12 protein-coding genes are annotated in these 12,852 nt (G+C 46.5%); all 12 read right to left on the bottom strand.

Translation table 11 applies throughout. The annotated features are described in order from the left end of the window. Positions 1-26 precede the first annotated feature (26 nt). The 12 genes from ftsH to ABFV83_RS01370 all read right to left on the bottom strand — a co-directional run bounded on the left by ftsH (position 27) and on the right by ABFV83_RS01370 (position 12,845). Positions 27-1,904, bottom strand: a complete 1,878-nt coding sequence (gene ftsH, locus ABFV83_RS01425) for an ATP-dependent zinc metalloprotease FtsH (protein ID WP_349947165.1) — start codon at positions 1,902-1,904, stop codon at positions 27-29. 23 nt (positions 1,905-1,927) lie between these two features. Then, positions 1,928-2,431, bottom strand: coding sequence for a flavodoxin family protein BilS (gene bilS, locus ABFV83_RS01420; RefSeq protein WP_349947164.1), 504 nt, complete (start codon positions 2,429-2,431; stop codon positions 1,928-1,930). A 261-nt stretch (positions 2,432-2,692) separates the two neighbouring features. Next, positions 2,693-3,427 carry a hypothetical protein gene (locus ABFV83_RS01415; protein ID WP_349947163.1) on the bottom strand — a complete coding sequence of 245 codons (735 nt, stop codon included), beginning with the start codon at positions 3,425-3,427 and terminating at the stop codon, positions 2,693-2,695. Between the two features lie 164 nt (positions 3,428-3,591). Further along, positions 3,592-4,158: a hypothetical protein gene (locus tag ABFV83_RS01410; protein ID WP_349947162.1), complete on the bottom strand. Its 567-nt coding sequence runs from the start codon at positions 4,156-4,158 to the stop codon at positions 3,592-3,594. 227 nt (positions 4,159-4,385) lie between these two features. Beyond that, positions 4,386-5,663 (bottom strand): glutamate-1-semialdehyde 2,1-aminomutase, encoded by a 1,278-nt coding sequence (gene hemL / locus ABFV83_RS01405; protein ID WP_349947161.1) that lies wholly within the window; start codon positions 5,661-5,663, stop codon positions 4,386-4,388. After that, positions 5,660-7,237, bottom strand: a complete 1,578-nt coding sequence (cobA, locus tag ABFV83_RS01400; RefSeq protein ID WP_349947160.1) for a uroporphyrinogen-III C-methyltransferase — start codon at positions 7,235-7,237, stop codon at positions 5,660-5,662. Before cobA ends, hemL begins: the two co-directional genes overlap by 4 nt. A gap of 13 nt (positions 7,238-7,250) precedes the next feature. Beyond that, the gene (gene hemC, locus ABFV83_RS01395) at positions 7,251-8,153 is read right to left on the bottom strand and encodes a hydroxymethylbilane synthase (protein ID WP_349947159.1); all 903 of its coding nucleotides are present in this window, start codon (positions 8,151-8,153) and stop codon (positions 7,251-7,253) included. After that, positions 8,143-8,787, bottom strand: a complete 645-nt coding sequence (locus ABFV83_RS01390) for a bifunctional precorrin-2 dehydrogenase/sirohydrochlorin ferrochelatase (protein ID WP_349947157.1) — start codon at positions 8,785-8,787, stop codon at positions 8,143-8,145. The genes hemC and ABFV83_RS01390 overlap by 11 nt, the downstream gene beginning before the upstream one ends. Continuing rightward, positions 8,784-9,947 (bottom strand): glutamyl-tRNA reductase, encoded by a 1,164-nt coding sequence (gene hemA / locus ABFV83_RS01385; RefSeq protein WP_349947155.1) that lies wholly within the window; start codon positions 9,945-9,947, stop codon positions 8,784-8,786. Before hemA ends, ABFV83_RS01390 begins: the two co-directional genes overlap by 4 nt. A 192-nt stretch (positions 9,948-10,139) precedes the next feature. After that, a complete protein-coding gene (locus tag ABFV83_RS01380; protein ID WP_349947154.1) occupies positions 10,140-11,252 on the bottom strand; it encodes an Ldh family oxidoreductase in 1,113 nt (370 codons plus the stop codon). A 102-nt stretch (positions 11,253-11,354) separates the two neighbouring features. Then, positions 11,355-11,912 carry a Fe-S-containing hydro-lyase gene (locus ABFV83_RS01375; protein WP_349947152.1) on the bottom strand — a complete coding sequence of 186 codons (558 nt, stop codon included), beginning with the start codon at positions 11,910-11,912 and terminating at the stop codon, positions 11,355-11,357. A gap of 90 nt (positions 11,913-12,002) precedes the next feature. After that, the gene (locus tag ABFV83_RS01370) at positions 12,003-12,845 is read right to left on the bottom strand and encodes a fumarate hydratase (RefSeq protein ID WP_349947150.1); all 843 of its coding nucleotides are present in this window, start codon (positions 12,843-12,845) and stop codon (positions 12,003-12,005) included. Positions 12,846-12,852: the final 7 nt, after the last annotated feature.

The following is a 12,852-nucleotide window of genomic DNA, read 5'->3' as shown; positions in this document are numbered from 1 at the left end:
AAACCCTCTTTTCTTAAGCCTGCTTTTTAACTTTCCTGGGTTCCTGCAGAATCAAATCCTGCGATCTTCATGAACTCTTCTCCTGTTATGGTTTCCCGTTCCAGAAGATATTCTGCGATCTCATGAAGCTTTGTTTCATTGTCCTTAAGAATCTTTAAAGCCTTTTGATGCTGATCCTTTACAATTCTGATTACAGCGTTGTCGATCTGCCTGGCCGTTTCAGGAGAACAGGCAAGAGCGGTATCTCCGCCCAGATACTGGTTGGTCACTGTCTCAAGGGCCACCATATCAAACTCATCGGTCATGCCATAGCGGGTCACCATGGCTCTGGCGATCCTGGTAGCCTGCTCAATGTCATTGGAAGCCCCGCTGGTGACTGTATCAAATACCAGTTCTTCTGCCGCCCTTCCTCCGGTAAAGGTGGCGATCTTACTTAAGGCAGCCTCCTTTGTCAAAAGGTGGCGTTCTTCCTCATCCACCTGCATGGTATAACCGAGGGCGCCGGAGGTTCTTGGTATAATGGTGATCTTATGAACTGGTGCTGAGTGGTTCTGGCAGGCAGCCACCAGCGCATGGCCCACCTCATGGTAAGCAATGATCTTCCTTTCCCTGGCATTGACAGAAGCGTCCTTCTTCTGATATCCGGCGATCACTACTTCCACGCTTTCCTCTAAATCTCTCTGGGTTACGGTCTTTCTGCCCATGCGGACCGCCCTGAGGGCCGCCTCATTGACGATATTGGCAAGCTCTGCGCCGCTGGACCCTGCCGTGGCAAGGGCTACTCCATGAAAATCCACATCATCGGAAAGTTTTACATTTTTGCCGTGAACCTTTAATATGGCTTCCCGTCCGTTTAAGTCAGGAAGCTCCACAGGAATCCTGCGGTCAAAACGGCCTGGCCTTAAAAGCGCTTTATCCAGGGAATCCGGACGGTTGGTGGCAGCCAATATGACAACGCCCTTTTTTCCGTCAAATCCATCCATTTCAGCCAAAAGCTGGTTTAAGGTCTGTTCCCGTTCGTCATTTCCGGTAAAACCGCCTCCGTCACGTTTCTTACCTATGGTATCAATTTCATCGATAAATACGATACAGGGAGCCTTATCACCAGCCTGCTTAAATAAGTCCCTTACCTTTGCCGCACCCATACCTACAAACATTTCCACAAATTCAGAACCGGATATGGAAAAAAACGGCACATGGGCTTCCCCTGCCACCGCCCTGGCAAGGAGTGTCTTACCGGTTCCCGGAGGGCCTACCAGCAGGGCGCCCTTTGGAAGGGAAGCTCCGATATCCGCATATTTCTGGGGATTATGAAGAAAATCCACGATCTCCTTTAAAGCTTCCTTTGCCTCCTCCTGTCCGGCTACGTCCCGGAAAGTCTTTCCTGTCTCTGATTCCGCATAGATTTTAGGATTGGACTTTCCAAAGGTCATGGCATTGCCGCCGCCCATCTTTTTTTGCAGTTGGCCGGATAAAAAATTTCCCAGGAACACAAAGATCAGGATGGGAATGATCCAGGTGAGCAAAAAAGAAAGCAGAGGGGACATCTGCACGACTATGGTCTTTTCAAAGGAAACGTCATGGGCAATCAGCCTTTCAGTCAGCGTATCATCCGGCCACAGCCCGGTCTTATATACGTCATACACAGGCTTGCCTTCCCAATCCTTCTTTCCGGTATCGGATTTAAACTGGATTTCTGTTTCCGTCTTTGCAACTGCCTGAACCTTCCCCTGATCCACCATCTCCAGAAACGTGCTGTAAGGAACTTCAGTCACGGATTTGGACTGAATCCAGGGAACTGTCAATGCATTAAACAATATCATAATTAATAAAACAATTACATAATAAAAAATAAACGGTTTTTTCTGATTATTTTGTGAACTGCCGTCATCTTTCAAACCCATAATACTCCTCCTTTTTTCTTCTGTTACTCCCTGAGGACCGATTTTACAAATTCTTCCGCGTCCTTAAAATCCTGTTCATTGGGATGCGACATCCCATCCTCATATGCAGATATCAAGGCCCTGATCTGAGGAGTATCGTGAATTGCCTGCATTTGCCTGTATTTTTCAAGAATCTGGGGAGCCATTTTCCCTCCGCATAAAAAACAGCCAAGATATTCATTATCATCCGGCAGAAATACGGATACCTGCTTTTCCACCTGCTTAAAATATTCTTTATTTCCGGAAAGCCCGCAGGTACCAAATAAAGCCACTCGTTTTCCGTGGAGATCCGAAAGAAAGTCAATCACTTCCGTCTTGCAGGTTCCACGGTTATTCCAGAATCCTACAAAATACATATCTGCTTCCTCTCCATGAAGTTCTTCCAGACTGACAATGTCCTTGGATTTTCCGGGAAGCGTCTCAAAAATTTTCATGGCTACCTTTTGGGTATTTCCAGTATTACTTGTATATACAACTAAATAGTCCATATATTCAGCCTCCTATGAGATTAAAATATACCAAATCAGGTTATTTATCAAGAGATTGGAGAAAATGTTAATACAATTTATGTAACTTTTAGAATCTATATGGCAAAGTTCACAGCCATCCAGCTTAAATTAAAGTCAAAAGAAACCCCATTTTCACCGTTTGAAAATGGGGTTTCTTGACAATCTGACAGCATATGCTTCTTAAAGTTCCACTCGGAATTTCATAGTTCGGATCATAGTTTGAAATAATTCCTTTCATGGTTACCGTTTAATCTGTTTGAGTATATTTAGAAATTTTTCATGGGCATATAATTCCATCCTTTCTTCTGCGATTGCTCTCTGATGCTCTGACGGATTATCAAAACCTGTTGGGCTGTTCAAAGTTGAGCTTAAACGTCCTAAGGCAGAATCATAAGACATTTGTTGATTTTCTAATACATTTCCACCTGCGCAAATGGTATTGTTTATTTCATATCCTCCTTGAGGCAAAGGAACTGCTCGTCCCATGGCTATCAGCTTCTCAAGAGGGAGCCCATCAAAACCCCCGCCCACAGGATTTCTGCCTCCTGGAACTGGAAAACTGGTATACTGTCTGACAATATCATAACCTGACAATACTCCCATATTACTTAAATCAGCCAGAAGATCATAACAAGATTGAGGATCCATGTTTTCAACATCATAAGTCGATTTCAGATAATTTAATTGTTGCAAAGTCAGTTTTCCCAGCCCTAAGCTATTCCAATTTACATGTTTTTCTGTAGATATTTTTTTGCCAGAATAATCGTCTAAATGAGAAGCCAGCTTTTCATCATCAAACTCATCTTCTAATTCTTTTTTATGCGGTTCTTCTTTATTCGCAGACGATGTCTGAACACTGCCAGCCACGTCAATAATGTCCCTGTTCATTTGAAACATATCAGAAAATTTTTGCTTTATTTCTGCCTTTTTATTTATTGGAGCAGAGGCAGGAAAAAAACTGTTAGAGATTCTCATAATTATATCGATTCCTTTCGTTCCATTTAGGGAATTTGGTATACTGCAAATCCTCTCCAAACTACCCTAAGGTGCTATAGTCAAAAGCGGTGTCATGGTACCTTAGCGCAAAAGAAAACTAAAAAACAGGGGAAATCGATTATATTTCCCCTATTTTCAGCCTTTTAATTGGACTTTACGTAAATGGACCCATAAAGAGGAAATCCCTGATTCTTAGTACCATAAAAATCTACTTCCCAACGAGCATAGTCATAATCACCAGTCTTATATTTAGTTCTTACGAAAAAATCAATCTTCCACGTGGAAGTCCCCTTTTTTACCACATTATTCCCATCTAATGCTTCATATCGATTAGCTACACTATAGTTAGAAGTATACAATTCTATATAAAATCCATTGCAATTATTCTTTTTATAATCCTGTGTTGTCTTTGAACCTATATATGTACTTAACCATTGGTTATCTGTTGGTCCACTGGAAGTATAATATCCATCAGTATAAGCTTTTTGCGTATCAACATTAGCAGGATATACTTTTAACTGATTAATCTTCACCTCACTGGGGTAACCATTGGCACGGCTTAAAACTTGGTTGTCATTTGAATAATTTAGTGCTTTTTCGCACTTTCCATCATCGGAAGCCATTGCGGTAACACCGAAAAGCATAGATATACTCATTACCAGCATTAATAACGTACTCCATTTTCTCACTTTTTTACTCATGCTAAACATAAAAATCCCCCTTGAATTTTATTAGGTAATGTCAGTTTGCACTACTTTATTTGATATATCGACATAGAAATGGAAAATATAACCATTTATTTTTAAAATTGTGTACCGGTGCGCCGTTGCTCCAGCAACCATATTTCCTTAACCCGGAGTAGCGCGTCTCCCAGAGGGGTTTTTAAAAAGCTTTGGAAAAGCTGTTGCCAGCCATTCCAAAGCTTTTTTCGCCTCTCCTAAGAAAAAATCCCTGCCGCCGCCTTTATAATGCCGCAGGTTTTTTCAATATCCTCATCCGTATGGGCCGCAGAAAGAAACAAAATTTCAAACTGAGATGGAGCGGTGTAAATGCCATGCTCCAAAAGATAATGGAAATAGGTTCCATACTTGACCGTGTCAGAAGCCAGAGCCGTATCATAATCCACGACCGGATCTTTTGTGAAAAATACGCTGAAAAGAGAGCCAGCCTGATTCACCCAGGTGTCCGGAAGAGCTTCCCTAAGTGCCTTCACAAGCTTTCCCGCTTTTTCTTCCAGGGCCGGATAAATTTCCGGCTGTTCCATCAGGGTCCTGATGGTCACGATTCCGGCTGCCGTTGCAATAGGATTGCCGGAAAGGGTTCCTGCCTGATAAACCTTTCCCAAAGGAGACACCACTTCCATGATCTCCTTTCTTCCTCCATATACTCCCATGGGCATTCCTCCGCCTGCGATCTTTCCCAGAGTCGTCATATCAGGAACAACGCCGTAATATCCCTGTGCTCCTCCAAGACCCATACGAAATCCGGTAATGACCTCATCAAAGATGAGAACCGCTCCATACCTTGTGGTGATCTCCCTTAAAAATTCAAGAAAACCGGGCTTTGGCGGAACAAGTCCCATATTAGCTGCAACCGGCTCCACCACCAGTGCCCCGATGTCATGGGGATATTCTGAAAACAGCTTTTTAACAGAATCCTCATCATTATAACCGGCAAGCAATGTGTGCTGGGTATAGGAAGCCGGTACACCGGCACTGTCCGGTGCAGAACCAGTCAAAGCGCCGGAACCGGCTTTGACCAGCAGGCCATCGGAATGTCCATGATAGCAGCCTTTAAACTTAATGATCTTATCCCTTCCCGTATAACCTCTTGCCGCACGGATCGCACTCATGACTGCTTCTGTTCCTGAACTTACCATCCGCATCATCTCCATGGAAGGCATACACTCCCTGATAAGCGATCCAAGAACCAGTTCTTTTCTGGTAGGCGCTCCAAAGGATAAGCCGTCCATACAGGCATCTCTTACCGCCTCCACTACCGGCCCGAAGGCATGTCCAAGAATGCATGGTCCCCATGAATTCACATAATCAAGGTATTCATTTCCATCTTCATCGTAAATATGGGAGCCAGACGCCCGTTTTACAAAGACCGGGGTTCCTTTAACAGAACCAAATGCCCGAACCGGACTGTTGACTCCGCCCGGAAAATACTCCCCTGATTTTTCAAATAATGCTTTGGATTCTTCTATTTTCATTTTGTATGACTCCTTTCCTCTTTCCTGCCCAGGTTTTTGGGCATAATGGTATGCCCGCAGGGCGCTTCCTCTTTCCAGTCCCGGCAGATCGCTTCCGTTATCCCCCGGATGGTGTAGACCCCGGCAATGATATCCGCCTTCCTCCCATGCTCCATAAGGGCTTTTGCTGTAATATCCCCGATACAGACCACTTTAAGGCCTGCCAGGGCTTCCTTTATTTCCTCATCTGCTTCCCTGAAAAAGGCTTCCACACCGGAAGCGCTTGAAAAGGTCAGATAATCTAATTGCTTTAAGGCCTCTGCCCTGTTTTCCGTCTTTATGCCTGCTGAGGCCACATCATACAGCACGATGTCATCATAAGAAGCCCCGGCTTCATCAAGAATCTCATTCAGTTCCTTAGAGCCGCCTGATGATCTGGGGATCAAAAGCCTGTCTTCCCCGGAAATCAGGCCTTTTAAGCCTGCTGCCAGGTCCTGCACCTGATATTTCTTTGGTATGTAATCGGCAGAAAAACCATGCCGCAGCAATTCATCGGCAGTTCCCCTTCCGACCACGGCGAACTTCACATGACCCACCGCCCGGAAATCATATCCCCATTCCAAAAGCCCATGGAAAAATTCCCTTACTCCATTGGCGCTGGTAAACACGATCCAGGTATAAGACGGCAGTTTTTCATATGCTTCCTTCATTTTTCCGCTCTTACGACAGGACTCTATCAATAGGCTCAGGATTGATTCCGAAGTTCCTCCAAAAGATGTAAGCTGTTTTCTCAGCCTGTCCGTAAAGGAGTCTGTTCCTGTCACTCCGATCCGGCACCCTTCTAAAGGCTGTTTCAATGTAGAAGAAAAATCAAGGGAAGCCACCTCTCCCACCACAATGATGGCAGGACTTTTTATTCCAGCCGCCAGTACCTTTTCCTCAATATCCCTTAAGGCCCCCCGGACGGTCCTCTCTCCAGGAAGGGTTCCGTTTTGAATGACCGCAGCAGGTGTTTCTCCTGATTTCCCCTGATTTAACAGCCCCTTTACAATGAGAGACAGATTTCCAAGCCCCATCAAAAAAACCAATGTGCCGGAAAGCCTGGCAAATTCATTAAAATCGGCCGGAAGCGTTCCTTCTTCTGAAAGAGTGTGTCCGGTCATGACGTGAAAGCTTCTGCTTACCGCCCGGTGGGTCACCGGGATCCCGGCGCTTGCAAGGGCTGCAACTGCAGAGGTGACTCCCGAAACCACCTCATATGGGATCCCAGCCTCAGAAAGGGCCATGATTTCCTCTCCTCCCCTTCCAAACACAAAGGGGTCACCGCCCTTTAGCCTCACCACGGAAAGACCTTCCCCGGCCAGTTCCACCAGAAGCTGATTGATCTCCTCCTGCTTCATGGAATGATGCCCGGCCCGTTTCCCCACATGGATTTTCCGACATTGGTCCGGTACCTCATCAAGAAGGCGTGAGGAAAGAAGTGCATCATAAACCACTGCGTCGCATATTCGCAGCCGTGACAACCCTTTTTCTGTAATAAGCCCCGGATCTCCGGGACCGGCCCCTACCAGATAGACGACTCCTGTTTCCTTCATAGCATCCTCCTTTTTACGCAAGGCCCTGGGCGGCCAGCTGCGCCAGCCTGTCAAGTTCCCCGGTTTCTCCCCGCAGATGGATCCGCTTTATTTCTTCCCCTCTTCTGCTGATTCCAAGAATCTCCATTTCCCCGCCTTTAAGCCGGGAATACACGCCAATGGGTTCATGGCAGCCTGCATCTAAAAGCCTTAAAATTTTCCGTTCCAAAGACAGGCACAGCCTGGCTTCCTCATCCTCAAGAGGTCTTGCCACTGTCTCAAGCCCGGAATCCAGCCGTCCTTCCACGGCAAGGATTCCCTGGCCTCCGGCCGGAATAAAGGTCTCACAATCAAAACAATGGTAATGATACCGGCCATCTTCCCAAAGTCCCAGCCGCTTTAATCCTGCGGCTGCCAGAATAATGCCGTCATAAGAGCCTTCCATAAGCTTTGAAAGCCTGGTCTGTACATTTCCCCTTAAATTCTCGCAGCGCACCAAAGCCTCCGGCCACATGGTCTTTCCGATTTCCTCAATCTGAATCTTTCTTCTTAAACTGGAGGTTCCGATTATGATTTCTCTTTTTCCGGAAAGATCACTGGATACAGGCGTCACCAAAACGTCCCTGGGATCTTCCCTCTCCAAAACTGCCACAATTCCCAGGCCCTCTTCTAAGTCCATGGGCAGATCCTTGGCGCTGTGGACTGCGAAATCAATCTCGCCCCGCAAAAGGGCCTGCTCAAATTCCGTCACAAACACGCCCTTTCCCCCGAATTCCAAAAGCGGTTTATCAAGGATCCGGTCCCCTTCCGTCTGTTTCAGCACCAGTTCTGCCGACAGGCCGGCACCTGTTCTCACAAGAGCCTCAGCCATTATGTTTGCCTGGGCCACGGCCAAAGCGCTTCTTCTTGTTCCTATGCGAATGGTCTTACTTTTCATGCTCCGCCAGCTTCCTTTCTATCAGTTCTTCTGCCTGTTCTCTGGTATAGCCTTCCTGGCGGATTCCCTCCTCTGTCATGGCTTTAAAAATTGACCTTCTGACAGGAAGGGAATCCACCCTTTCCCTGACCGTATCCCTGTATGAACCAAGCTGCCCTGCCAGACTGCCAAGTCCCTTTGGAATGGCTTCCTTAAGCTTCTTTTTTAAATACCGGGCAAGGGCCGGAGAGCTTCCTCCCGTGGAAATGCCTACCGTAATTTCCCCTTCCTTAATAAGAGCCGGGAAAATAAAGCTGCATTCCTCCTGGATATCCGCCACATTGACCGGAATTTTCCCCTTCCTGCACCAGATGGATATCATCCGGTTTACCCCTTCATCCGAGGTTGCCGCTATTACAAAATCCATATGTTCCAAATCGGATTCTTCGAATTTCCTACACCTCCATGTGAGTTTTCCCTTACTCTCCTTTATGAGCTGTTCCATCTCAGGAATCACCCTGGGAGCCACGATCACAATATCCGGGCCATAATCCATGAGAGTCAGGGCCTTGCGGCAGGCAACGGTTCCTCCGCCTGCGATCAGACACTTTTTTCCCTCAATATCAACAAAAAACGGAAAATAAGCCACGGTCATCCCTCCTTAATCCAGTACTCCAGGCCATCCAGGGTTTTAAGGACCACCTTTAAGTCCTCGCTGGAAACATGATCCCTGATTTCATAGAGAAGGGCATCCAGACGTTTTCCCGCAAATGCTTCCTTTAGTTCCGCCATTCTCTTGATATATGGATGGAACACCACCTCCTTGATGGCCCCATCCAGCTCCTCTTCCATGATTACGGCTGCCCGGTCCAGCTCCTTTAGCTTTATTTCTGTGTTATTTTTTGAAAGCGTGTCAAAATAATCAATGTTATAAAGGGTCAGCCCTTCCATTTCCCCAATCTCAGCGTCCATGTCCACAGGAACAGCCACATCCATGAACAGCCGTTTTTTCCCGGGAACTATCCGCTCAGACAGTTCATCACAGGTCACGGTATAATGAGGTCCCGAAGTGGCGCTGATGACGATATCCATCTCATCCATGTACTGATAGCGGTCCTTGTAATCTACGACCCTCACCCGGTCCCCCTTTCCCTCTATGGTAAGATGGGACTTATGGCTTCTGACCGTTCCTGTAACACGGATGCCCGGCTTGCTTAAAATATTCTTTGTTATAGTATTTCCCATTTTACCGGTCATGCCGATTACCATTACATTCTTTTCCCCGTCCTCTTTTTCAAAGCGGAACACCTCATTGGCTACAAGAGTTGCAACGGAGAGAGGGGTTCTGGACAAATTGGTATCTGTTTTGATCCGTTTGGCACAGGCAAACGCCCTTTGGAACAGCACATTCATTTCGTAATCCACTGCCCCCTGATCCCTGGAAATCTCATAGGCAGCCTTTGCCTGCCCTAAAATCTCGTCTTCTCCCAGGACCATGGAATCAAACCCGCAGGCCACTTTAAACAAATGCCCGATGGCGCTTTCCCCGCTGTAGATATTTAAATATTTCAGCAGTTCTTCCAGGCGGATCCCTTTAAAATCAGCAGCCTCCCGCTGAAGCTCACTGATTGCATGCTTTGTTCCTGAAACATAAATCTCACTGCGGTTACAGGTGCAAAGCACAACCACGCCGGTCACCGCTTCCTTTCTCATCAGCCGTTCTATAAATTCTGTCTTCTCTTTTTCATGGAAGGCGAATCGTTCCCGGATATTCACCGAAGCCTTTTTATGGCTTACACTCATACAATACATCATTTCCAGCCTTCTTATCGTTAGAATCAGTTCATAAAAACTCTTACCTATTCTAACATAGATCGACAGAAAAGAGCAACCAGACATTCCATGCCTTAGGGTCAGGCACTAAATGCCCCCTTCCAGGCAAACAAGTTTTATTACTTCACTCGTTTGTCTGAAAGGGGGCATATTAATCAAATGGCATTATATTTCTTATTCAAATGGGAACCGGTACTGGTTAAGTGCCAGTTCCTCCCTGATCTTAATAAGTTCTTTCTGTACTGCATCATTGATCGGCACTCCGCTGTTTTTGCGCTCCTGCCATACCAGATACTCTTTTTCACCTGCCGTATAAATGCGTTCTTCCCCTGGAGCTTTAACAGAACCGCGAAGATCCCGGAGAATATCCCCGCAGGTCTTTTTAAAGGATTCCAGGCCCATAAAGGCTTCCGTATCAATGGCAATGAAGAAATGGCCAAGGTGGAAGGGTACCTTTTCTCCATTTTCGCCAATGCCGGTCAAGGCTCTTAAGAAATTTCCCTGCTGCAAAGCTGCGGAAAGAATTTCAACCACAGTAGCATAGCCGTATCCCTTGTAGCCTGCCAGTTCTTCACCGATTCCGCCTAAAGGTGCAAGGGCCGCTTTTCCCGTATTCAAATCAACAAGAATCTGATCTGAATCCGTCTGGGGCTTTCCGTCCCGTCCGATTACCATGCCGGAAGGAGTGGACTTGCCGATACGGGAATAGTATTCGATTCTGCCTCTTTGGGTAATGGAAGTAGCACAGTCCAGCACAAAGGGGAATTCCTCATCCGTAGGCATACCAAAGGTAATAGGATTGGTTCCCAGCATATTTTCCACACCAAAGGTAGGAGCTATGGAAGGCCTTGCATTGGTTCCTGTAATTCCGATACAGCCTGCCTGGGAAGCCATGGTTGCATAGTAGCCTGCAATGCCGTAATGGGTGGAATTACGGGCAACAACCATGCCCATGCCATATTCTTTGGCTTTCGCAATGGCCATATTCATGGATTTTACACCGATTACCTGGCCCATGCCGTCATGGCCGTCAACAACTGCTGTAGTTTTTGTTTCCTTTACTACTTCAAAATTTGTTACCGGGCTCTGGATTCCCGCTTTGATACGGTCCAGATAAATGGGCTTAAAGCGGTTTACCCCATGAGATTCGATGCCCCTCTTATCAGACTCCAGCAATACATCCGCACAGATTTTCGCATCTTCTTCCGGAATCCCATATCCCTTGAATGCATCCACTACAAAATCCGTAATTGTCTTCCAATCCACAATGTTTGTTTTGGTTCCCATAAAATACCTCCTGTAATTTTTTATAATTTATTTAAAAACATTGGTTTCCATATGGCAGAAACCACTGCTTTTTCATCATAAAGCCGGTACTCATCAATCCAATTACTCTTTTGACTTTAAATAAGAATTTTTTCCCTCTTCATAGAGATTATTTCCTTCGCAGTCGATAATGACTACAAGAGGCATTTCTTCTACATATAATCTGCATAAAGCCTCTGCTCCCAAATCCTCATAAGCGATGGGTTCCAGCTTTTTAATGCATTTGGCGAGCAACGCTCCTGCTCCCCCAATGGCACCAAAGTAAACACCATCATACTTCTTTATGGCTTCGATCACTTCCGGCTGCCTGGCTCCTTTTCCAATCATTCCCCTGGCTCCTACGGACATCATGGTGGGAGCATAGGCATCCATCCGGCCGCTGGTAGTAGGTCCTGCAGAGCCGATCACCTGGCCCGGCTTTGCGGGAGTTGGCCCTACGTAATAAATCGTGGCATCCATGGGATCAAAGGGCAGCTTCTCTCCTTTTGCCAGAGTCTCACACATACGCTTATGCCCGGCGTCCCTGGAAGTGTAGATATCACCGGTCAGATAAACCGTATCTCCTGCGTGAAGGGTTTTGGACAATTCTCTTGTCAAAGGCAGTGTAATATGCTTTATCATTATTATCTCCAATCCGCCGCTGACGCCTGCGGCACGAAAATGTAAGGAAAAACGGCGTGCGTCTTTCACCGCTTAAGCCTTTCAAAGACATTAGACTATTTCCGTTTTATGGCGTGTCACATGACAGTTGATGTTGATGGCACAGGGCATGCCTGCGATATGGGTAGGCATGGTCTCAATGTTTACTCCAATTGCAGTGGTCTTTCCGCCAAAGCCCTGGGGGCCAATTCCCAGAAGGTTGATCTTTTCCAGCATTTCCTTTTCTAAATCAGCATAGTAAGGGTCCGGATGGGAGGAATCCAGTTCTCTCATCAAAGCCTTTTTCGCCAGAAGGGCTGCCTTGTCAAAGCTTCCTCCAATTCCTACGCCCACTACTACAGGAGGGCATGGATTGGGACCTGCGGCGGATACGGTCTCCAGAATAAAATCCTTGATTCCCTGGATTCCTGCAGAAGGCTTAAACATGCGGATGGCACTCATGTTCTCGCTTCCAAAGCCCTTGGGTCCTACGGTAATTTTCACTTTGTCTCCCGGAACGATTTCCGTATAAATCAGAGCCGGAGTGTTGTCACCTGTATTTCCCCGCCTTACCGGGTCTTTTACCACGGATTTTCTTAAAAATCCCTTTTCGTAGCCTCTGCGCACGCCTTCATTGATGGCTTCGGTCAAGTCCCCGTCAATAAAGTGGACATCCTGGCCGATCTCCAGAAACACACAGGCCATGCCCGTATCCTGACAAATGGGCACATCTTCCCTTTCTGCGATTTCGAAATTCTCGATGATCTTGTCAAGAACTCCGCAGGCAATGTCCCAGTCCTCACAGGCGCGGCAGGTCTTGATCGCCTTCTTCACATCCTCGGGCAGGTACTGGTTTGCATCAATACACAGCTTTTCTACTACGTCGATCAATGTTTTTACTGATATTTCTCTCATCTTTTCC

This window comes from Lacrimispora sp. BS-2, from assembly GCF_040207125.1.
In the GTDB taxonomy this organism is placed as follows: Bacteria; Bacillota; Clostridia; order Lachnospirales; family Lachnospiraceae; genus Lacrimispora.
This window is presented reverse-complemented; position numbering and strand designations above follow the sequence as displayed.